This window comes from Streptomyces lavendofoliae, from assembly GCF_014649735.1.
In the GTDB taxonomy this organism is placed as follows: Bacteria; Actinomycetota; Actinomycetes; order Streptomycetales; family Streptomycetaceae; genus Streptomyces; species Streptomyces lavendofoliae.
The window spans coordinates 409,288-430,626 of sequence record NZ_BMTP01000005.1 but is presented as its reverse complement, the minus strand read 5'-3'; the positions used below and the strand labels follow the sequence as shown (position 1 = coordinate 430,626).

General features: G+C 70.4%; 17 protein-coding genes. 2 read left to right on the top strand and 15 right to left on the bottom strand.

The window, feature by feature from the left end; all coding sequences use genetic code 11:
- The first annotated feature begins 3 nt into the window (after nt 1–3).
- Entirely contained in the window at nt 4–828 is an 825-nt protein-coding gene (locus IE109_RS12835) for a transglutaminase-like and tetratricopeptide repeat-containing protein (protein WP_189550936.1), read from the top strand.
- A gap of 225 nt (nt 829–1,053) precedes the next feature.
- Here IE109_RS12835 and IE109_RS12830 read toward each other — a convergent pair whose 3' ends face one another.
- The 4 genes from IE109_RS12830 to IE109_RS12815 form a co-directional block, all read right to left on the bottom strand.
- Nucleotides 1,054–3,045, bottom strand: a complete 1,992-nt coding sequence (locus IE109_RS12830; protein ID WP_189550935.1) for a hypothetical protein — start codon at nt 3,043–3,045, stop codon at nt 1,054–1,056.
- 142 nt (nt 3,046–3,187) lie between these two features.
- Nucleotides 3,188–3,559 (bottom strand): DUF6113 family protein, encoded by a 372-nt coding sequence (locus IE109_RS12825; RefSeq protein WP_189550934.1) that lies wholly within the window; start codon nt 3,557–3,559, stop codon nt 3,188–3,190.
- Complete coding sequence (gene mshB / locus IE109_RS12820; protein WP_189550933.1) at nt 3,556–4,440, bottom strand: N-acetyl-1-D-myo-inositol-2-amino-2-deoxy-alpha-D-glucopyranoside deacetylase; 885 nt, start codon at nt 4,438–4,440, stop codon at nt 3,556–3,558. The genes IE109_RS12825 and mshB overlap by 4 nt, the downstream gene beginning before the upstream one ends.
- Before the next feature lie 38 nt (nt 4,441–4,478).
- Nucleotides 4,479–4,673, bottom strand: coding sequence for a hypothetical protein (locus IE109_RS12815; protein ID WP_189550932.1), 195 nt, complete (start codon nt 4,671–4,673; stop codon nt 4,479–4,481).
- A gap of 157 nt (nt 4,674–4,830) precedes the next feature.
- On the opposite strand from IE109_RS12815, the gene IE109_RS12810 reads away from it, so the two are divergent.
- Nucleotides 4,831–6,960, top strand: coding sequence for a prolyl oligopeptidase family serine peptidase (locus IE109_RS12810; RefSeq protein WP_189550931.1), 2,130 nt, complete (start codon nt 4,831–4,833; stop codon nt 6,958–6,960).
- 141 nt (nt 6,961–7,101) lie between these two features.
- On the opposite strand, the gene IE109_RS12805 is transcribed toward IE109_RS12810, so the two are convergent.
- The 11 genes from IE109_RS12805 to typA all read right to left on the bottom strand — a co-directional run bounded on the left by IE109_RS12805 (nt 7,102) and on the right by typA (nt 21,167).
- Entirely contained in the window at nt 7,102–8,145 is a 1,044-nt protein-coding gene (locus tag IE109_RS12805) for an ABC transporter ATP-binding protein (RefSeq protein WP_189550930.1), read from the bottom strand.
- A complete protein-coding gene (locus tag IE109_RS12800; RefSeq protein ID WP_189550929.1) occupies nt 8,129–9,112 on the bottom strand; it encodes an ABC transporter ATP-binding protein in 984 nt (327 codons plus the stop codon). The genes IE109_RS12805 and IE109_RS12800 overlap by 17 nt, the downstream gene beginning before the upstream one ends.
- Nucleotides 9,113–9,118: 6 nt before the next feature.
- Nucleotides 9,119–10,081 (bottom strand): ABC transporter permease, encoded by a 963-nt coding sequence (locus tag IE109_RS12795; RefSeq protein ID WP_189550928.1) that lies wholly within the window; start codon nt 10,079–10,081, stop codon nt 9,119–9,121.
- Nucleotides 10,074–10,997, bottom strand: coding sequence for an ABC transporter permease (locus IE109_RS12790; protein ID WP_189550927.1), 924 nt, complete (start codon nt 10,995–10,997; stop codon nt 10,074–10,076). The genes IE109_RS12795 and IE109_RS12790 overlap by 8 nt, the downstream gene beginning before the upstream one ends.
- Before the next feature lie 29 nt (nt 10,998–11,026).
- Complete coding sequence (locus IE109_RS12785; RefSeq protein ID WP_189550926.1) at nt 11,027–12,652, bottom strand: peptide ABC transporter substrate-binding protein; 1,626 nt, start codon at nt 12,650–12,652, stop codon at nt 11,027–11,029.
- Between the two features lie 201 nt (nt 12,653–12,853).
- Entirely contained in the window at nt 12,854–14,002 is a 1,149-nt protein-coding gene (locus IE109_RS12780; RefSeq protein ID WP_189550925.1) for an ABC transporter ATP-binding protein, read from the bottom strand.
- On the bottom strand, nt 13,995–15,047 hold the full coding sequence (locus tag IE109_RS12775) for an ABC transporter ATP-binding protein (protein WP_189550924.1): 1,053 nt from the start codon (nt 15,045–15,047) through the stop codon (nt 13,995–13,997). The genes IE109_RS12780 and IE109_RS12775 overlap by 8 nt, the downstream gene beginning before the upstream one ends.
- Nucleotides 15,048–15,058: 11 nt before the next feature.
- Nucleotides 15,059–16,012, bottom strand: a complete 954-nt coding sequence (locus IE109_RS12770) for an ABC transporter permease (protein WP_189550923.1) — start codon at nt 16,010–16,012, stop codon at nt 15,059–15,061.
- Nucleotides 16,005–16,928, bottom strand: coding sequence for an ABC transporter permease (locus IE109_RS12765; protein ID WP_189550922.1), 924 nt, complete (start codon nt 16,926–16,928; stop codon nt 16,005–16,007). Before IE109_RS12765 ends, IE109_RS12770 begins: the two co-directional genes overlap by 8 nt.
- A gap of 158 nt (nt 16,929–17,086) precedes the next feature.
- Entirely contained in the window at nt 17,087–18,706 is a 1,620-nt protein-coding gene (locus IE109_RS12760; protein WP_189550921.1) for a peptide ABC transporter substrate-binding protein, read from the bottom strand.
- Nucleotides 18,707–19,259: 553 nt separating this feature from the next.
- Nucleotides 19,260–21,167 carry a translational GTPase TypA gene (gene typA, locus IE109_RS12755; RefSeq protein ID WP_189550920.1) on the bottom strand — a complete coding sequence of 636 codons (1,908 nt, stop codon included), beginning with the start codon at nt 21,165–21,167 and terminating at the stop codon, nt 19,260–19,262.
- Nucleotides 21,168–21,339 lie beyond the last annotated feature (172 nt).

The following is a 21,339-nucleotide window of genomic DNA, read 5'->3' as shown; positions in this document are numbered from 1 at the left end:
CGTATGCACACCACCGAGTGGCGCCGCCGGTTCGCCGAGGAGGCGCGCGAGGAACGCCCGGACCTCGCGACGCTCTGCCTGCTGGTGGGCGCGGAAGCGGACCCCGCCCTGGGGCAGGCCGGGCTGGACGCCGCCGAGATCGAGCTGGACCGGCTGGCCGGGATGCTGCCGTACGGGCTGCGCGGCCCGCGCTCCTGGGCCACCGCGCTCGCCGGGCTCCTCGGCGACCGGTGCGGTTTCCACGGCACGCCGGGCGACTACCAGCGCCTGGAGTCGTCACTGCTGCACGAGGTGCTGCGGCGGCACCGGGGCCTGCCCATCCTGCTGTCCGTGGTGTGGATCGAGGTGGCGCGGCGGGCGGGCGCCCCGGTGTACGGGGTGGCGCTGCCGGGGCACTTCGTGGTCGGGTTCGGCGACCCCGGGGAGCGGATCCTGGCGGACCCGTTCGCCGGCGGCCGGACACTGACGGGGCCGGACGCGGAGCTGCTGGTGGCGGGCGCGACCGGGGAGCGGCTGAGTCCGTCGATGCTGACCCCCGCCGACCCGCTGCAGATCGTGCAGCGCATCCTGAACAACATCCGCGCCTGGGCCTCCGTACGACCCGAGCGCTCGGACGTGGCCCTGTGGGCGGTCGAGCTGTCGCTGCTGCTGCCCGCGCACCCGGCCCGGCTGCGTTACGAGCGCGCCCAGTTGCTGGTCCAGCGGGGCGACTTCCTGAACGGCGCCGCGGAGATGGACGCGTACGCCGAGGTGGTGGCCCCGGTCGAGCCGACCGTGGCGGAGTCGGTCCGCCACCGTGCCCGCGCGGCGCGCGCCCGCCTGAACTGAGCCCGTCGAGGACCGCGCCCCGGCGGCGACGGCGGTGAGGACACGGAGGCGGGGGCGGGGGCGAGCGGTCATGTCCGCACCGGTGACCCCCTTCGGCGCCCGCGCGTGCCGAGGCGGCCCGCACTCACCCGTAAGGCCCCCGCCCGGGTGGGGCGGGAGCCTTACGCCGTGCCGGGCCGAGGACGGCCGGACGGCCGGACGGCCGGGGGGCCTCGCGGCCGGGGCTCAGCCCTGGGGGTTGAGCTCGATCGTCTCGGTGCGCTCGGCCGGTGTCTTGCCGAGCAGGGCCTTCTGCATCGCGTGGGCCACGTCGTCGGCGGAGACCTCGTGCTCCTTGCCGTCCCCCTTGGTGATCATGACGCCCTCGAAGACGCCGTCCAGGAGCGTGTTGATCGCCTGCTTGTCGTAGACCTCGACCAGCCGGCCGTCGACCGGCTTCATGGAGAGGATCTTCGGCAGGGACCTCTCGGGACCGAACTGGATCTGCTTGCCGCCGGCCTGGATCGTCACCAGTCCGGACATCGCGGGCTCGGCGAACTCCTTCATCGCCCGGTCCAGTTCCGCCTGGGTGACGGTCGGTTCCCTGGTGACGACCGGCAGTTCGACCGGGTTCGTCTTGCCGGTCTCGACCTGGGCGCGGTAGGCGTCCCGTACCGAGATCATCGACCGCTGGACGTCCAGGGTCTTGCCCGCCTTGCCCGGTACGGCGACGGCCTTGCCCGGTTCGAACCGGATCGTGCCCTCGGTGGCCGAGCCGGAGGTGCCCGCGAGGTCGGTCAGGGCCACGCCCAGCTTCTCCTCGTCGACCAGGATCACCGGCTGGGCGACGCGCTCGCCGCCGAAGAGGGAGCCGATCACGGAGACGGGGTTGTAGTCGGCGCCCGCGGCGGCGCGCACGGTCTCCTGGGCGTCGAGGGAGAGCCCGGCCTTGTCGGGGGCCAGCTCCTCCTTCTTGCCGCCCACGCTGAGCTGCAGCGGGGCGGACGCCCCGTCGCCGAAGGCGGTCTCCAGCTTCTGCACCGCCTGCTCCTTGGTCCCGCCGCCGATGTCGACGCCGAGGACCGTGGTGCCCTTCGGCACGTCGGAGTGGTTGAGCAGCAGACCGGCGCCGTACGCGACACCCAGCAGGACGACCGCGGCCACGCCGAGGAGGACCAGCTTGGAGCGGCCCTTCTTCTGCGGGCGGGCCGGTGCGGCGGCGGCCGGCGCCGCCGGGGCGGGCGGCGCGGGGGCGGCCGCGGGCTCCGGTCCGTCGAACGCCGGGTGGACCGGGTCGACGGCCACCTGCGCCGGGCCCGAGACCGGGAACGGCGACGGCCCGCGGCGCTCCGGCGGCACGACGGGGATGCCGCTGGTGAGCGTGTCGCCCGAGACGTGGCCGCCGGCCGGCGGGCCCTGCTCGTAGGGCTGCTCGTACGCCGGCTCGAAGCCGGCTTCCGGAGCGGGCTGCTGGGGCGTCAGTACGGCCGTGTCGTCGGACATCCACGGCGCCTGACCCGCGCCGCCCGTCAGGGAGCCCGGGGCACCGGCGGCGGGGCCGCCGGTCGCGGGTCCCGGGGCGCCTCCGGTCATGGGGCCCATGGCACCGGTCACAGGGCCCGCGGTCGGACCGCTCGGGTGGGCGGGGCGGCCGGGGGCCGCCGTGTCCGCCGCCAGGTCGGCGAGCGAGCTGTGCGGGCGCGCGGCGTCGGCGCGGGGGCCGTCGGCGCGCGGCGCGTTCGGGCCCTGCGGGTGCGGTGCGCCATCGGCGGGCGGGCGGCCGGGTGCCGCCGCGGGCTGCTGCGCGGGGGCGGCGGGGGCCGGGGCGGCCGCCGGCGGCTTGCGGGGGGCGAACCAGTCGCTGGCCGGCTTCTCCCCCGCCTGCGGCTCCTCCACCGGCTGCGGCGCCTCGGCCACCGGCGGCCGCTCGGCGGCGGGCCGGGGGGCCGGAGCGGCTCCGGCGGCGGGACCGTCCGTGTCGGTCACCGTCTTGCGCACGACGACCGGCGGGATCGGCCGCGAACCCGGGATGTTGATCCGGATGCGGGTGGTCAGCGTGGTCTCGGTCCTGGGCTCGCCCGGCTCCGCGTCGGCGGCTCCGGGGCCCTCCTCCGGTGCGTCCTGCGTCGGGTGCAGCGACGGATACTGGCGCGATCCGTACGGCGGTGTACCCGAGGGGTACGCGGCTCCGCCGCGCCCCTGCGGGCCGGAGGACGAACTGTCAGTTTCACGACTCAAAGCAGGTTCTCCCGGTTGGCTCCGCCGCCCGCTCTTACACGTGCGGGCGCTCGGCGGCGCGCACCACCATACTGGCCACCGCCGCCGGGTATCCCACGACCACGAATACCCGATCGGTCATTCCGCCCCAAGTCAGGGCACGTCACGCCCCAAGTGCCCCGGATCGGCCGCCCTGATGGGGAAGCCGGGGAATCGTGGCGCACATCACAGCGGCGGCCATGCCTCCGATCAGATACACCAGCTCGGCGAGGCCGCCCCAGAAGACCTGGTCGCCCTCGGGCCGGCCGAGGCTCAGCAGCACGACGGCGACCAGCCATCCGGCGCCCGGCGCCATCACGCCGGCCTGCGTGCCGGTGGCACGCAGCCCTCCGTAGAAGAGGCCCCCGCACGCGGCCAGCGCCAGCAGCAACCCGCCCGGGAACCAGGCCCCTTGGACGAGCGCCCCCGCGACGCCGGTCACGGCGCCGAGGACGGCCAGCCCCGTGTACGCGGCGATCCGCGCGCCCCGGCTCACGACGTCACCCCGGCGAACAGATCGTCCTCCCGCCGGCCGGCCGGGGCGCCCGGTTCGCCCCGCACCAACTGGTAGAACTCCGTCTCGAACAGGGGCTGGCCCAGGTCGTTGGAGAGGGCGAAGAAGGCGCCCTCCACGGCGATCTGCGTGGCGTGGGCGCGCATGGCGGCGGCCTTCCTTCCGGCGTGTTCCGCACCGCCGATCTCGGCGGTGACGAGGGCGTCGTCGACGACGCCGGGTACGTCCTCGACGGTGGCGGTCCGTGGGAAGGCGCCCGCGGCCCGCAGGCGGGCGAAGCCCTCCTCGGCGACCGTGCGTGGCACCCGGTTCCAGTAGATCTTGGCGATCCGGTGCGGTGCGCCGAGGTCGGGCCGGAAGGCCGGATCGGCTGCCAGGTCCGCGGCGCGCATGGCGACGCGGTGGGCCTGGATGTGGTCGGGGTGGCCGTAGCCGCCGTCCGGGTCGTACGTCACCAGGACCTGCGGACGTACCTCCCGGACGATCTCCACGAGGTAGGGGGCGGCGTCGTCCACGTCCGTGTTCCAGAACGCGCCGTCGCGGCGGTTCTGCTCGGCGCCCATCATCCCGGAGTCGCGGAACCGGCCGGGACCGCCGAGGAAGCGGTGGTCGGTGACGCCCAGCGCCTTCATCGCGGCGGCCAGTTCACCGACGCGATGGGGGCCGAGCCGGTCGTCCCGGTCCGGTGCCAGATGGGCGAGGGCGGGCGGGATGACCTCGCCCTCCTCGCCCCGTGTGCAGGTCACCAGGGTGACCTGGGCACCCTCGGCCGCGTACTTGGCCATGGTGGTGCCGTTGTTGATCGACTCGTCGTCGGGGTGCGCGTGCACCAGGAGCAGACGACGGGCGGGAAGTTCCGTCATACGGACACTCTAAGAGGACGCGTCCCGGAACCCGGCGCCTAGAACTTGATGCCGCCGATCATGCCCGCCACGTTCGTCGTCAGCTCACTGATGGTCGGGGCGATGGAGGAACTCGCCAGGTAGAAGCCGAGGAGCATGCAGACGACCGCGTGGCCGGCCTTCAGGCCGGACTTCCGGATCAGCAGGAAGACGACGATCGCCAGCAGCACCACCGCCGAAATCGAGAGTGCCACGGCGGTTCACCTCCATACGTGTTCGTTCCGGACCGGGCAGGGGGCATGTGCCGGAGAGTACATACCCACCCGGCGCTACGGATCATAACTATCCGTTCCCACGCATCGATCGGTGCACAGCAGCACATGGGGGCGCACGACCGCTACTTTCGGTCGTATGACCTCCAGGCAACAGCTCTCATTCCCCCGCCAGTACGCCCGGACGCAGCGCTACACCCTCGGTGTTCCCCGGGCGTTCACCGTCTCGCCCGACGGATCACGGGTGGTGTTCCTCCGGTCCCCTTCGGGCACCGACAGAGCGAACCGGCTGTGGGTGCTGGACCTGGACGACGGCGGGCGGGAGCGGGTCGCCGCCGACCCCGCCGCGCTGCTGGGCGGGGCGGACGAGGAGTTGCCGCCCGAGGAGCGCGCCCGCCGCGAGCGCAGCCGGGAGGGCGCGGGCGGCGTCGTGGGGTACGCGGTGGACGGGGCGGTCGAGTTGGCGGCCTTCGCGCTGTCGGGGCGGCTGTTCGTCGCCGAGCTGAGAGCCGGGACGGCGCGTGAACTGCGGGTGCCCGGTCCGGTGATCGACCCGCGGCCGTCACCGGACGGGCGGTACGTGGCGTACGTGCACGGGGGCGCGCTGCGGGTGGCGGGCACCGGGGCGGACGGCGGTGACCGGCCGCTGGTCGAGCCGGAGAACGCCCAGGTCACCTATGGGTCGGCGGAGTTCGTCGCGGCGGAGGAGATGGGCCGCTCGCGGGGGTTCTGGTGGGCTCCGGAGTCGGACCGGCTGCTGGTCGCCCGGGTCGACGACCGGTCCGTGCGGCGCTGGTGGATCGCCGATCCGGCGCATCCGGACCGGCGGCCGGCGGAGGTGGCCTACCCGGCGGCGGGGACGGACAACGCGGAGGTGTCGCTGTGTCTGCTCGGTCTGGACGGAACGCGTACGGACGTCGAGTGGGACCGTGGGCGCTACCCGTACCTGGCCCGGGTCCACTGGTCCTCCGGCGGGGCACCGCTGCTGCTGGTGCAGGCACGCGACCAGCGCACGGCGCTGTACCTGGCGGTGGACACCGCGACGGGGGCGACCCGGACGGTCCACATGGACGAGGATCCGGATTGGCTGGAACTGCTCGGTGGGGTGCCGGCCTGGACCCCGGACGGACGGCTGGTGCGGATCGCCGACGAGGGCGGCGCGCGGGTGCTGGTGGTCGGCGACCGGGCGCTGACGAACGGACAGCTCCACGTCCGGGGCGTGCTGGACGTCGGTGAGGACGACGTGCTGGTGTCGGCGTCGGCGGGCGAGGAGGCTTTGGCGGCGGAGACCGGCGAGATCCATGTGTACCGGGTCGGCGACCGGGGCGTGCGGCGCGTCTCCGAGGGGCCGGGGATCCACTCGGCGGTCCGGTCGGGGGCGGTGACGGTCCTGGCGTCGGCGCGCCCCGGCGAGCCGGGGACGGCGGTGCGGGTGCTGCGGGACGGCGAGCCGGTGGCGGAGGTGGCGTCGTACGCGGAGCGGCCGGTGCTGTCGCCGCGCCTGACGCTCACGGAGTCGGGTCCGCGCCGCATCCCGTGCGCGGTGCTGCTGCCCCGCGGGTACCGGGAGGGCGACGGACCGCTGCCGGTGCTGCTGGATCCGTACGGCGGGCCGCACGGGCAGCGGGTGCTGGCGGCGCACAATCCGCACCTGACCTCGCAGTGGTTCGCCGAGCAGGGTTTCGCGGTGGTCGTGGCGGACGGGCGGGGCGCGCCGGGGCGCTCGCCCGCCTGGGAGAAGGCGGTGAAGGGCCGGCTGACGCTGACGCTGGACGACCAGGTCGAGGCTCTGCACGGGCTGGCGGACCGGTTCCCGCTGGACCTGGGCCGGGTGGCGGTGCGGGGCTGGTCGTTCGGCGGGTACCTGGCCGCGATGGCGGTGCTGCGGCGGCCGGACGTGTTCCACGCGGCGGTGGCGGGCGCGCCGATGTCCGATCTGCGGCTGTACGACACGCACTACATGGAGCGGTACCTGGGGCTGCCGGAGGAGGCGCCGGAGGTGTACGCCGAGAACTCGCTGATCACGGACGACGGTCTGTCGGCGCCGGAGAACCCCGCCCGGCCGTTGATGCTGGTGCACGGGCTGGCGGACGACAACGTGGTGGCGGCGCACACGCTGCGGCTGTCGTCGGCGCTGCTGGCGGCGGGCCGGCCGCACGAGGTGCTGCCGCTGACGGGCGTGACCCACATGACGCCGCAGGAGCAGGTCGCGGAGAACCTGCTGCTGCTCCAGGTGGACTTCCTGAAGCGGTCGCTCGGGCTCGCCTAGTACGGCGACCGGCCGGGGCGGCATCGCCTGCCCCGGCCGGTCCACGGCACCCGCACGGCCGTACGCCGACCAGGTTCGCCCGTCCGTATATCGGCACGGCGTCGCGCGGGTTGCCTGGCTGTTAACGGGATCGAGGGCGGATCAGCCCGTATGTCCCCGCGGGTCGCCGGGGACGACCCGCTTCTCCTCGGCGAAGTGGCAGGCCGAGTCGTGCCGCGCCGGTGTGTCGGCGTCGCGGAAGGCGGCCGGGACGGCCAGCAGCGGCACCTCCAGGGCGCACCGCTCGCGCGCCTTCCAGCAGCGGGTGCGGAAGCGGCAGCCGGACGGGATGCCGGTGGGTGAGGGCACGTCGCCGGTGAGCAGGATCCTCTCGCGCTGCTCACGGGCCTCGGGGTCGGGCACGGGGACGGCCGACAGCAGCGCCTGGGTGTAGGGGTGGGTGGGGTGGTCGTAGATCTCGGTGTCCGTGCCGGTCTCGACGATCCGCCCCAGGTACATCACACCGACGCGGTCGGAGATGTGCCGGACGATCGACAGGTCGTGCGCGATGAAGACGTACGCGAGGCCGAACTCGGTCTGGAGCTTCTCCATCAGGTTGACGACCTGGGCCTGCACGGAGACGTCGAGGGCCGAGACCGGCTCGTCGGCCACGATGATCTCGGGGTTGAGCGCCAGGCCGCGGGCGATGCCGATGCGCTGGCGCTGACCGCCGGAGAACTGGTGCGGGTAGCGGTTGATGTACTCGGGGTTGAGCCCCACCACGTCGAGCAGTTCCCGCACCTTGCGCCGCCGGTCGCCCTTGGGGGCCACCTCGGGGTGGATGTCGAAGGGCTCGCCGACGATGTCGCCGACCGTCATCCGGGGGTTGAGCGAGGTGTACGGGTCCTGGAACACCATCTGGATGTTGCGCCGCACCGCCTTCAGCGCCCGGCCGGACAGCCCGGTGATGTCCTCGCCCTTGTAGAGGATCCGGCCGGAGGTGGGCCGCTCCAGGCTGACGAGCATCTTGGCGACGGTGGACTTGCCGCAGCCGGACTCGCCGACGATGCCGAGGGTCTCGCCGGGCCGGAGGTCGAAGGAGACACCGTCGACCGCCTTGACGGCGCCGATCTGCTTCCTGAACAGGACGCCGCGCGTGAGGGGGTAGTGCTTGACGAGGTCGCGGACCTCAAGCAGAGGAGGCATCGACCGTCTCCTCCCAGAAGTGGCAGGCGCTGCGCCGTTCCTCCGAGACCCGGTACAGCGGGGGGACGTCGATCCGGCACACGTCCCGGGCGCGGGGGCAGCGCGGGTGGAAGGGGCAGCCGGGCGGGATGGCGGTCAGGTTGGGCGGCAGGCCCTTGATCGCGTACAGCTCCCGGCCCTTGTGGTCCAGGCGCGGGATGGAGTCGAGCAGCCCCTGGGTGTAGGGGTGGGCGGGCGCCTTGTAGATGTCGTGGACGGGGGCGGTCTCGACGATCCGCCCGGCGTACATCACGGCGATCCGGTCGGCGACGTCGGCGACGACGCCCAGGTCGTGGGTGATGAGGATGAGGCCCATCCCGAGTTCCCTGCGGAGTTCGGCGAGGAGCTCCATCACCTGGGCCTGGACGGTGACGTCGAGGGCGGTGGTGGGTTCGTCGGCGATGATCAGCGCGGGTTCCAGCGCCATCGCCATGGCGATCATGATGCGCTGGCGCATGCCGCCGGAGAACTGGTGCGGGTACTGGCCCACGCGCTCCCGGGCGGCCGGGATGCGGACCCGGTCCATCAGCTCGACGGCCTTGGCGCGGGCGTCCTTGCGGGACATGCCCCGGTGGACGACGAACATCTCGCCGAGCTGGTCGCCGACGGTGAGCACGGGGTTCAGGGAGGACAGCGCGTCCTGGAAGATCATCGCCATCTCGGCGCCGCGTACGGCGCGCCGGGCGTCCTCCTTGAGCTTCAGCAGGTCGCGGCCCCGGAAGAGGACCTCGCCGCCGGTGATCCGGCCGGGCGGCGTGTCGAGGATGCCCATGACCGCCTGGGCGGTGACGGACTTCCCGGAGCCGGACTCGCCGAGCACGGCGAGCGTCTCGCCCGCGTCGACGGAGTACGTGACGCCGTTGACGGCCTTGGCCACTCCGTCCCGGGTACGGAACTCCACGTACAGGTCGCGCACTTCGAGCAGCATGGTGGCCTACCGCAGCTTGGGGTCGAGGGCGTCGCGCACCGCGTCGCCGAGCATGATGAACGCGAGGACGGTGACGCTCAGGGCGCCGGCGGGCCACAGCAGCATGTGCGGGGCGTTGCGGATCTGCGGGGCGGCGTTGGAGATGTCGATGCCCCAGGAGACGGTGGGCGGCCGCAGCCCGACGCCCAGGAACGACAGGGTGGCCTCCAGCGCGATGTACGTGCCGAGGGCGATGGTGGCGACGACGATGACGGGGGCGACGGCGTTGGGCCCCACGTGGCGCAGCAGCATCCGTCCGCTGCCGGCGCCGAGCGCCCGCGCGGCCTGGACGTAGTCGTGCTGCTTGGCGGTGATGACCGAGCCGCGGGCGATGCGGGCGATCTGGGGCCAGCCGAGCAGCACGATGAAGCCGACCACCGGCCAGACGGTGGAGCTGGTGACGACGGACAGGAAGACGAGGCCGCCGAGGACGACGGGGATGCCGAAGAACACGTCGGCGATGCGGGAGAGCAGCGCGTCCCACCAGCCGCCGAAGAACCCGGCGAGCCCGCCCAGCAGGCTGCCCAGCAGCGCGGCGCCGAGGGTGGCGCAGACGCCGACGGTGATGGAGGCCCGCGCCCCGTGCACGGTGCGGGTGTAGACGTCGCAGCCCTGGGTGTCGTAGCCGAAGGGGTGCCCGGGGGCGGAGCCCTGTTGCGACTTGGACAGGTCGCAGCGCAGCGGGTCCGCGCCGGTGAGGATCTGCGGCCAGATGGCGATGAGGACGAGGAAGACGATGAGCAGCGCGGAGACCAGGAAGACGGGGTTGCGGCGCAGCTGGTGCCAGGCGTCGGACCACAGGCTGCGCGGCCGGCCGGTGCCGCCCCGTTCCAGGGTCTCGGCCTCGCTCATGGCCAGGTCCATCGCGCCGCCGGCGCCGGTCGGCGCGACGGCCTCTTTCGGGTTCTCGTACGGGTCGGGCTCAGGCATAGCGGATCCTCGGGTCCAGGACCGCGTACAGCAGGTCGACGAGCAGGTTGGCCACCAGGAAGACGATCACGAGGATCGTCACGAAGCCGACGACGGTGGGAGCGTTGTTGCGGAGGATGCCCTGGTACAGCTGGTAGCCGACGCCGTGGATGTTGAAGATCCGCTCGGTGACGATGGCGCCGCCCATCAGCGCGCCGATGTCGGCTCCGATGAAGGTGACGACGGGGATGAGGGAGTTGCGCAGGAGGTGGCGGGTGACGACCCGGCGGCGCGGCAGTCCCTTGGCGACGGCGGTGCGGACGTAGTCGGCGCGGACGTTCTCGGCGATGGAGGTGCGGCTGAGACGGGTGACGTAGGCGAGGGAGACGAGGGCGAGGACCACGCCCGGGAGGATCAGCTCGTCGAGGCGGGCGTCGGAGGAGACGGAGGGCCGCACCCAGCCCCATTTCACACCGAGGAGGAACTGGAGGAGGTAGCCGGAGACGAAGGTGGGGACGGAGATGACGACGAGGGTGAGGACGAGCAGGCCGGTGTCGAGGGGGCGGCCGCGCTTGAGGCCGCTGACGACGCCGAGCGTGATGCCGATGACGATCTCGATGACGATGGCGACGACGGTGAGGCGGAGGGTGACGGGGAAGGCGGAGGCCATCAGTTCGGTGACCGGCTGCCCGTTGAACGCGGTGCCGAAGTCGCCCTGGAAGATCGCGCCCATGTACAGCAGGTACTGCTTCCACAGCGGCTGGTCGAGGTGGAGGTCCGCGCGGATGCGGGCGACGGTGGCGGGGTCGGGCGCCTTGTCGCCGAAGAGGGCCGCGACCGGGTCGCCGAGCGCGTACACCATGAAGAAGATGAGGAACGTGCTGCCGATGAACACCGGGATCATCTGGAGCAGCCGCCGGATCACATAGCGTCCCATGGGGGCTCCGGTGGTGGAGTTGGCGGGCGTCAGCCGACCTTGATCTGGTCGTAGACGGGAACGCTGAACTGGTTGAGGGTGACGTCGGAGAGCCGCTCGGAGTAGCCGGCGCTGCCGTTCTGGTACCAGAGCGGGATGGCCGGCATCTGGTCGGCGAGGATCTGCTCGGCGGCCTGGAAGTCCTTGACGGCCCGCGCCTGGTCGGCCTCTCGGTTGGCCTTGTCGACCAGGCCGTCGAACTCCTTGTCGCTGAACTTGCCGTAGTTGGACGACCCGCCGGTGTAGTAGAGCGGCTCCAAGAAGTTCTGGATCAGCGGGTAGTCGGCCTGCCACCCGGAGCGGAAGGGGCCGCTGAACTTGAACGTCGTCTGCTGGTTGCGGAAGTCGGCGAAGGTGCCGATGGGGTTGACGGTGCAGACGGCGCCCCGGCCCAGCGCGTTGTTGACGCTGTTGCAGACGGCGTCCATCCAGGCGCGGTGGGAGCCGGTGTCGACGTTGGAGGTCAGTGTCACCTTGCCGCCGGGCAGACCGCCGCCCTCCTCGATGAGCCGCTTGGCCGCGGCCGGGTCGTACGCGCAGGCGTCGCCGCAGATCTCCCGGTAACCGCCGTCGCCGCCGAGGGCGGGCGACGTCCAGTCCTTGGCGGGGGTGCGGGTGCCCTGGAAGATCTGCTTGGTGATCTCGTCACGGTTGATCGCCCTGGACAGGCCCTGGCGGACCTTCTCCATGCCGGGCTTGTTCCACTCGGGGCGGTAGAGCGGGAAGACCAGCGTCTGGATGATGAGGGCGGGCTGGTTGATGTAGCGGTCGCCGAGGTCGTTCCGCACGTTCTTGAGCTGTTGCGCGGGTACGTCGTCGACGAGGTCGAGGTTCCCGGCGATCAGGTCGGTGTAGGCGGTGTTGTTGTCGGTGTAGACGACGAGGTCCACGCCGCCGTTCCGCGCCTTGTCCGCACCCGTGTAGCCGTCCCACCGGCGCAGCTTCATACCACTGCCGCGGGTGTACGACTCCACCGTGTAGGGGCCGTTGCCGACGGGCTTGGCGAGCCACGCGGCGTGGTCGGTGAAGAACGTCTTCGGCAGCGGGACGAAGGCCTGGTAGCCGAGGGTCTCGGGCCAGGAGGAGAACTTCTCCTTCAGGGCGACGGTGAAGGTGCGGTCGTTCTTGACCACCAGGCCGCGCATGGTCTTCGCCTTGGCCGGTCCGGAGGCGGGGTGGACGTCCTCGTAGCCGACGATGTCGCTGAAGAAGGGCGAGTTGGCCTGCTTGTTCTCGACGTGGGCTCCGTAGTTCCAGGCGTCGGTGAAGGATGTGGCGGTGACCGGTTCGCCGTTGCTGAACTTCCAGCCGGGCTTGAGCGTGATGGTGAAGTTCTGCGAGTCGGTCGTCTCGATCTTCTCCGCGACCATGTCGCGGGCCTCGCCGGTCTTGGGGTCGTACCTCTTCAGGCCGCGGAAGAGCATGTCGAGGACCTTGCCGCCCTGGACCTCGTTGGTGTTGGCCGGCTCGATCGGGTTCTGCGGGTCGCCCCAGGACGAGCTGAGGACCCCGTCGGCGCCGCCGGTCCCGCCGTCGCCGCCGCCGCAGGCGGTCGCCGCGAGGGCGACGGCCGTCGCGCACGCGGCCCACTTGGCGTGCCTGGTGGCTCGGCGCATGGGGTGCCTCCCGTGGTCCTCGGTGCCCTGGACCCACATACCACCGCATACGTGCTGATACCGCACCCTTTAGCCGCCCGTACGGGCGCGGCGCCACCCGCATGCGTGACGCCCGGCGCCCCGGACGCGGAAGTGCCCCGGACGCGGAGGTGCCCCGGCCGTCGACCGGCCGGGGCACCTCCCGTCGTGCGCTCTCGCGCGCTAAGCCGCGTGGACGACGTCCTTCTCCTCGGCGAAGTGGCACGCCGACTCGTGCGCCGCCGGGGTGTCGGAGCCCTGGAAGCGCTCCGGGATCGCCAGCAGCGGCACGTCGGTGGCGCACTTGTCCTGCGCCTTCCAGCACCGGGTGCGGAAGCGGCAGCCGGACGGCGGGTTCGCCGGCGAGGGGACGTCACCGGTGAGGATGATCCGCTCCCGGCCCTCGCGGGCCTCGGGGTCGGGCACCGGGACGGCCGACAGCAGCGCCTGGGTGTAGGGGTGGGTGGGGTGGTCGTAGATCTGCGTGTCGGTGCCGATCTCCGCCATCTTGCCCAGGTACATCACACCGACGCGGTCGGAGATGTGCCGGACGATCGACAGGTCGTGCGCGATGAAGAGGTAGGAGAGGTTGAACTCGTCCTGGAGCTTCTCCATCAGGTTGACGACCTGCGCCTGCACCGAGACGTCCAGCGCCGAGACCGGCTCGTCGCAGATGATGATCTCGGGGTTGAGCGCCAGGCCGCGGGCGATGCCGATGCGCTGGCGCTGACCGCCGGAGAACTGGTGCGGGTAGCGGTTGATGTACTCGGGGTTGAGCCCGACCACGTCGAGCAGCTCCTGCACCTTGCGCCGCCGGTCGCCCTTGGGGGCCACCTCGGGGTGGATGTCGAAGGGCTCGCCGATGATGTCGCCGACGGTCATCCGGGGGTTGAGCGAGGTGTACGGGTCCTGGAACACCATCTGGATGTTGCGGCGGACCGCCTTCAGCGCCCGGCCGGACAGCTTGGTGATGTCCTGGCCCTTGTAGAAGATCTCGCCCGCGGTCGCGGTCTCCAGCATCATCAGCAGCTTGGCGACCGTGGACTTGCCACAGCCGGACTCGCCCACGATGCCGAGGGTCTCGCCCTGGTAGAGGTCGAAGGAGACCCCGTCGACGGCCTTGACCGCGCCGACCTGCTTCTTGAACAGGATGCCCTGGGTCAGCGGGAAGTGCTTGACCAGGCCCCGCACCTGGAGGATCGGCTCACCGCGCTCCACCGGGGCCTCGATCGCCGCGACCGCGGCGGTCTCGGTGGCCGCCTCGACCGTCTCCACCTCGGTGACGTTCGGGGTCGCGTCCACGGCCTCGTCCTCTTTCCTGAGCTCAGCCATGGATCGTCTCCTTCCAGAAGTGGCACGCGCTGCCGCGGCCGGGCAGCTCGCCGCCGTCCTGCTCGGTCACCGGCACCAGGGCCGGGACCTCCGTACGGCAGATGTCCCGCGCCTTGGGGCAGCGCGGGTTGAAGGCACAGCCCGGCGGGATCTTCATCAGGTTGGGCGGCAGGCCCTTGATCGCGTACAGCTCCTGGCCCTTCTGGTCCAGGCGCGGGATGGAGTCGAGCAGACCACGGGTGTACGGGTGCGCGGGGCGCTTGTACAGCTCGTGGATCGGCGACTGCTCGACGATCCGGCCCGCGTACATCACCGCGATCTTGTCGGCGACGTCGGCGACGACACCGAGGTCGTGGGTGATGAGGATCAGGCCCATGTTCTCCTCGCGCTGGAGCTCCGCGAGCAGGTCCATGACCTGGGCCTGGACGGTCACGTCGAGCGCGGTGGTCGGCTCGTCCGCGATGATCAGGTCCGGCTCCAGCGCCATCGCCATGGCGATCATGATGCGCTGGCGCATACCGCCGGAGAACTGGTGCGGGTAGTCGTTCACCCGCGCCGCGGCGGCCGGGATCTTCACCCGGTCCATCAGCTCGATCGCCCGGGCCTTGGCCTCCTTGCGGGACAGGCCCAGGTGCACCCGGTACATCTCGCCGAGCTGGTAGCCGACGGACAGCACCGGGTTCAGCGCGGACAGCGCGTCCTGGAAGATCATCGCGATACGGCGGCCGCGGATCTTGCGGCGCTCCTCGGCGGACATCGTCAGCATGTCCTCGCCGTGGAACAGGATCTCGCCCTTGGGGATGCGGCCGGGCGGCATGTCGAGGATGCCCATGATCGCCTGGGCGGTGACCGACTTGCCGGAGCCCGACTCGCCGAGGACGGCGAGGGTCTCGCCGGCTTCGACGCTGTAGCTCACACCGTTGATCGCCTTGGCGACGCCGTCCCGGGTGTGGAACTCGACGTGCAGGTCGCGCACTTCGAGGAGCGGAGCGCCCGTGGCGCTCGTGGCGCCGGAGGCGCTCGTCTTCTTGTCGATGGTGGTCAACGTACGCCCTCCTAGCGCAGCTTGGGGTCGAGGGCGTCGCGGACCGCTTCGCCGAGCATGATGAACGCCAGGACCGTGATGCTCAGGAACAGCGACGGGAAGAGCACCATGTGCGGGGCGCTCAGGAAGCGGTCCTGGCCATCACTGATCATGAGGCCCCAGGAGATGTTCGGGGACTGGACGCCGATGCCGAGGTACGAGAACGCCGCCTCGGCCGAGATGTAGACGCCGAGGTTGATGGTGCTGACCACGATCACCGGGGCGAGCGCGTTCGGCAGGATGTGGCGCATCGCGATGCGCCAGCCGCCGGCCCCGAGCGCGCGGGCGGCCATCACGTAGTCGTTCTGCTTGTTGGTGATCACCGAACCGCGCATGATGCGGAACAGCTGCGGCCAGCCGAGCACCGCCATGATCAGCGAGACCGTGACGACGTTGCCGGTGCCGAGCATGGCCAGCACGAGCAGACCGCCGAGCATGGTCGGGATGGCGAACCAGACCTCGGTGAAACGCGAGACGAGGACGTCCAGCCAGCCGCCGCGCAGACCGGCGACCATGCCGAGGACGCAGCCGACGAGCGTGGTCAGGACGGAGGTCAGCACACCGACGATGATCGAGTTGCGGGTGCCGTAGATCGTCCGCGTGTAGATGTCGCAGCCCTGGACGTCGAAGCCGAACCAGTGCGCGCCGGTGGGCGGGACGACCGAGTTCGACAGGTCGCAGAAGCCCTTGGCGTACGGGTCGCCGCTGGTGAACAGCCCCGGGAAGGCGGCGATCACCAGCAGGGCCAGGATCAGGACGGCGGAGACCAGGAACACCCAGTTGCGCATCAGGTCGCGCCGGGCGTCGCTCCACATGCTGGCGACCCGCTCGGGCTTGTCCTTCTTCGTGCCCTTGACGGCGCCGCCGGCCGCGGTGGCGACCGGGACCGCGCTCTCCTCGACGGTGGTGGAGGTGTTCTCAGGCATAGCGGATCCTCGGGTCGAGCACGGCGTAGAGCAGGTCCACGATCAGGTTGGCGGCGATGTAGACGAGGACGAGCACGGTGACGATGCTGACGACGGTCGTCCCCTGGCGCAGGTACACGGCCTGGTAGAGCGTGCCGCCGATACCGGGGATGTTGAAGATGCGCTCGGTGATGATCGCTCCGCCCATCAGGGCGCCGAGGTCGACACCGAGGAACGTGACGATCGGGATCATGGCGTTGCGCAGGGCGTGCCGCACGATGACCCGCGACCGGCTGAGGCCCTTGGCGGTGGCGGTGCGCACGTAGTCGGCGCGCATCGTCTCCATCATGCTCGTGCGCGTCAGCCGCGTGATGTACGCGAGCGACGCGGAGGCGAGCACCACCGCGGGAAGGATGAGGGTGGTCATGTCCTCGGAGTCGTAACTGATGGGCGCGATGGCCCATTTGACGCCGAGCACCAGCTGGAGCACGTTGCCCAGCACGAAGACCGGGACGGAGACCAGGAGAAGGGTCGACAGCAGCACCACGTTGTCGAGGAACTTGCCGCGGCCGAGCGCGGAGAAGACACCCGCGATGATACCGATGACCGCCTCGACGGCGAACGCGATGGTGGCCAGGTTGAGGGTGACCGGGAAGGTCTCGCTCATGATCTCGGCCACCGGCCGGCCGGTGAAGTCGGTGCCGAAATCGCCCGTCAGCACGCCCGAGATGTAGTACCAGTACCGCTGGTAGAGCGGGTCATTGAGGTGGTACTGCTCCCGCAGGATGGCGGTGATGTTGGGGTCTGCCTTCTTCTCCCCCGCCAGCGCCTGGATCGGGTCGCCGGGCAGCAGGAAGACGAGGCAGTAGATAAGAATTGTCGCGCCGAGCAGTACGGGTATCGCCTGCAGAAGACGCCTGATCACATAACGACCCATCAGGTCTCCAGTTGTACGGATACCGGGAGGGGGCACACCAGTGGGCCCCGGCCCGGGTGAGGGGTAATCGACAACGAGACGGCAGAAGGGGGGTGACGGGGCAGAACCCCGTCACCCCCACTGCTGTCAGGACCTCCCTGGAGAGATCCTTTGAACCGTCAGGCGGGGTTGACCGTGGTCCAGTCGATCTGGGTCATGTTGTCGATCCGCACGCCCGGCTTGAGGTTCTTGCTGAGGCCGGCGTTCAGCTTGTAGAAGTACACCGGGATGTACGGCATGTCCTTCAGGATGAGGTCGTCGGCCTGCTGGTAGGCCTTGATCGCCGCGTCCTCGGTGGTCGCCGTGTCACCCTGGTCGAGGAACTTCTCGACCTGCGGGTTGACGTAGCCCGAGTAGTTCGAGCCGTGCTCGATGGCGTCCTCGGAGAAGACGGGGCGCAGGTAGTTCTCCGGGTGCGGGTAGTCCATGGACCACGCCAGGCGGAACGCGCCGCTGTACTTCTTGTCACCGAGGTCGTTCAGGATGGTCTGGAACTGCTCGAACGGCTTGACGGTGACGTCGACGCCGAGGTTCTTCTCGAGCTGCGCGGCGACGGCCTCGATCCAGTCCTTGTGGCCGCCGTCGGCGTTGTAGCCGAGCTCCATCTTGTTGCCCGGCAGACCGCCCGCGGCGTCGAACGCCTTCTTGGCAGCGGCCGGGTCGAAGGTGCAGGGCGCGCCACAGGCACCGCTGCGGTAGCCCGGGACCAGCGGGTTGATGAAGTCGTCCGCCGGCGTACGGGTGTTCACGAAGATCTTCTCGGTGATCGCCTTGCGGTCGATCGCCTGGGAGATCGCCTTGCGGATCTCCGGCTTCGCGTAGACCTTGTTGTACTTGATCGGGAAGCCGATGTAGCCGACGCCCGAGTCGGTGCCCTGGATGTAGCGGTCGCCGAGGTCCTTGGCGGCGGTGGTCATCGCGGACAGCGGAACGGTGTCCATGATGTCGACGCGGCCACCGAGCAGGTCACGGTAGGCCGTGTCCTGGTTGTTGTAGATCTTGAAGGTGACCCCGGGGATCTTGACCTGGCCCGCGTCGGAGTGCTTGTCGTACTTGACCGTCTTGATCTGCTGGTTGCGGACGAACTTGCCGTCCATCTTGAACATGCCGTTGCCGATGGGCGCGGTCTCGAAGCTCTTCGGGTCCTTGAAGAAGGCCTTCGGCAGCGGGTAGAACGCGTTGAAGCCCAGCATGGTCTTGAAGGCGCTGAACGGAGCCGTGAGCGTGACCTCGAGGGTCTTCTCGTCGACGACCTTCAGGCCCTTCATCTTGTCGGTCGCGGGCTTCTTGCCCTCGCCCGGGTTCAGGTCGGCGTAGCCCTCGATCTTGTTGTAGAGGGGGTTCGTCTCCTGGGTGTTGTCCTGGTTGGCGCCGTAGTTCCAGGCGTCCGCGAAGGACTGCGCGGTGACGGCCTCACCGTTGTGGAACGTGTAGCCGTCCTTGAGCTTGATCGTCCAGACCTTGCTGTCCTTGGTCTCGATCGACGCCGCCATGTCGAGCTGGGTCTCGTTCTTCTCGTCGTACCGCACGAGGCCGGTGAACAGGGCGTTCATGACCTCGGAGCCCTCGGACTCGTACGTGTTCGACGGGATCAGACCGTTCTGGGGCTCTCCGAGCTCCATCACGACCTGCTTGGCACCGTTGGCCTTGGTGTCGCTACCGCCACCGCCACAGGCCGTGGCTGCCAGGGCGACGACTATCGCGCCCGCGACCCACTTGGCGCTCTTGGCACCGCGCATGGGTTCCTCCTCATGAGTCCACTTGTCACTACAAGAGGGGCACTTCGAGGTGGTACGCCGACACCCCTGACGGCGATGACCCAAGTGCCCCGAGTGTGCTCGTGAGTCGGCGCTCCCCACAGCGCGTGACCCATTGACCCGAGCTCAATGGAGCCAACTATTAAGTACGTCCGGGCCGTAAACCACACTTAAAGGGTCTCGTTTTGGCAACATCACCAAGGGGCCGAAGACCGAAATCCGGACAAAGCGAGCACAGACAGACACCCGCGAAACGGACCGTTAACACATGTTCCGGAGAGCGACGGTCGATATGCGGACGCTTCGTCAGGGAAAACACGTTGACGTGCGGTCGGCCGGCACCACCGGGAAGCGTCCGGTACGAGGGCGCACGCCCGCTCTGGTATGGGCCGGCGGGTGCTCCCTGCCTGCCCGGCGCGGCGACAGCGAAAACTCCCCGCCGCGGAAGGGGATCAGCCCTTCCGCGACGGGGAGTTGACGGCTCACGGGCCGCTCGGCGGCCCGGCCGGGCCGCCGTGGGCCCGCGGGGCCCGGGTCAGCCGTTCTTGGCCCGCGAGGCGGCCCGGGCGCGCTCGCGCTGGTCCAGGTTCACCTTGCGGATGCGAACGGCCTCAGGGGTGACCTCGACGCACTCGTCGTCGCGGCAGAACTCCAGCGACTGCTCCAGCGAGAGCTTGCGCGGCGGGACGATGGCCTCGAACGAGTCGGCCGAGGACGACCGCATGTTCGTGAGCTTCTTCTCCTTGGTGATGTTGACGTCCATGTCGTCGGAGCGGGAGTTCTCGCCGACGATCATGCCCTCGTACACCTCGGTGCCCGGCTCCACGAAGAGGACGCCACGCTCCTGGAGGTTCGTCATCGCGAAGGCGGTGACCGCGCCGGAGCGGTCGGCGACGAGCGAGCCGTTGTTCCGGGTCGTCAGCGTGCCGAACCACGGCTCGTGGCCCTCGTGGATGGAGTGGGCGATGCCCGTGCCGCGCGTCTGCGTGAGGAACTCGGTACGGAAGCCGATCAGGCCGCGGGAGGGCACGACGAACTCCATGCGCACCCAGCCGGAGCCGTGGTTGGACATGTTGTCCATCCGGCCCTTGCGGACGCCCATGAGCTGCGTGACGGCGCCCATGTGCTCCTCGGGCACGTCGATCGTCATGCGCTCGACCGGCTCGTGGACCTTGCCGTCGATCTCCTTGGTGACCACCTGCGGCTTGCCGATGGTCAGCTCGAAGCCCTCGCGGCGCATCTGCTCGACCAGGATGGCCAGCGCCAGCTCACCGCGGCCCTGCACCTCCCAGGCGTCGGGGCGCTCGGTGTCCAGGACGCGCAGCGAGACGTTTCCGACCAGCTCGCGGTCCAGGCGGTCCTTCACCTGGCGGGCGGTGACCTTCCGGTCCTTGACGGCGGCCTTGTTGTCCGCGCCCTTGCCGGTGGCGCCACGGCCGACCAGCGGCGAGGTGTTCGTTCCGATGACCATCGAGATCGCCGGCTCGTCGACCGTGATCAGCGGCAGCGCGACCGGGTTCTCCGGGTCGGCCAGCGTCTCGCCGATCATGATGTCGGGGATGCCCGCGACGGCGCAGATGTCGCCGGGGCCCGCCACCTCGGCCGGCTTGCGGGTGAGCGCCTCGGTCATCATCAGCTCGCTGATGCGCACGTTGGCGACGGTGCCGTCACGCTTGATCCACGCGACCGTCTGGCCCTTGCGCAGCTCGCCCTGCTCGACGCGGAGCAGCGCGATGCGACCGAGGAAGTTGTCGGCGTCCAGGTTGGTGACGTGGGCCTGGAGGGGGGCCTCCTCGTCGTACACCGGGGCCGGGATGTGCTCCAGGATGGTGGAGAAGAACGGCTCCAGGTTGGCGGAGTCGGCCGGGACCGTGCCGTCCTCCGGCTTGGTCAGCGACGCGATGCCGTCACGGCCGCAGGCGTAGACGATCGGGAACTCGATCTGCTCCTCGTCCGCGTCCAGGTCCAGGAAGAGGTCGTAGGTCTCGTTGACGACCTCGTCGATCCGGGAGTCCGGGCGGTCCGTCTTGTTGATGCACAGGATGACCGGCATCCGGCGCTGCAGGGCCTTGCGGAGGACGAAGCGGGTCTGCGGCAGCGGGCCCTCGGAGGCGTCCACCAGCAGCACCACGCCGTCGACCATCGACAGACCGCGCTCGACCTCACCGCCGAAGTCGGCGTGGCCGGGGGTGTCGATGATGTTGATGGTGATGGGCGCCCCGCCGTCCTTGGGGTGGTACTTCACCGCCGTGTTCTTGGCGAGGATCGTGATGCCCTTCTCACGCTCCAGGTCGTTCGAGTCCATCATGCGGTCGTCGACCGAGTCGAGCTGGTGGGCGGCGAAGGCGCCGGCCTGCTTGAGCATGGCGTCGACGATGGTCGTCTTGCCGTGGTCTACGTGGGCGACGATGGCTACGTTACGGATGTCGTGGCGCGTGGGCATATGTGGCTGGCGCTTCTCTCGGATCGTGGGTGCGGCGTCTCTTTGTTCCTCGTACGCCCGCCGGGCGGACGCGCCACGGCTGTGTCCATGGTACGGGGCCGAGGCGCACAAGGCGTCCCGGCCCATCCGGAGAAGATCGAACAGGTGTGTGGCGGGGTGGTGACACCGGCGC

Coding starts and splice junctions, on each gene's coding strand:
- IE109_RS12835 (WP_189550936.1), top strand. CDS start 4: ATGCACACCACCGAGTGGCGCCGCCGGTTCGCCGAGGAGGCGCGCGAG.
- mshB (WP_189550933.1), bottom strand. CDS start 4,440: ATGACGGAACTTCCCGCCCGTCGTCTGCTCCTGGTGCACGCGCACCCC.
- IE109_RS12810 (WP_189550931.1), top strand. CDS start 4,831: ATGACCTCCAGGCAACAGCTCTCATTCCCCCGCCAGTACGCCCGGACG.
- IE109_RS12805 (WP_189550930.1), bottom strand. CDS start 8,145: ATGCCTCCTCTGCTTGAGGTCCGCGACCTCGTCAAGCACTACCCCCTC.
- IE109_RS12800 (WP_189550929.1), bottom strand. CDS start 9,112: ATGCTGCTCGAAGTGCGCGACCTGTACGTGGAGTTCCGTACCCGGGAC.
- IE109_RS12795 (WP_189550928.1), bottom strand. CDS start 10,081: ATGCCTGAGCCCGACCCGTACGAGAACCCGAAAGAGGCCGTCGCGCCG.
- IE109_RS12790 (WP_189550927.1), bottom strand. CDS start 10,997: ATGGGACGCTATGTGATCCGGCGGCTGCTCCAGATGATCCCGGTGTTC.
- IE109_RS12785 (WP_189550926.1), bottom strand. CDS start 12,652: ATGCGCCGAGCCACCAGGCACGCCAAGTGGGCCGCGTGCGCGACGGCC.
- IE109_RS12780 (WP_189550925.1), bottom strand. CDS start 14,002: ATGGCTGAGCTCAGGAAAGAGGACGAGGCCGTGGACGCGACCCCGAAC.
- IE109_RS12770 (WP_189550923.1), bottom strand. CDS start 16,012: ATGCCTGAGAACACCTCCACCACCGTCGAGGAGAGCGCGGTCCCGGTC.
- IE109_RS12765 (WP_189550922.1), bottom strand. CDS start 16,928: ATGGGTCGTTATGTGATCAGGCGTCTTCTGCAGGCGATACCCGTACTG.
- IE109_RS12760 (WP_189550921.1), bottom strand. CDS start 18,706: ATGCGCGGTGCCAAGAGCGCCAAGTGGGTCGCGGGCGCGATAGTCGTC.
- typA (WP_189550920.1), bottom strand. CDS start 21,167: ATGCCCACGCGCCACGACATCCGTAACGTAGCCATCGTCGCCCACGTA.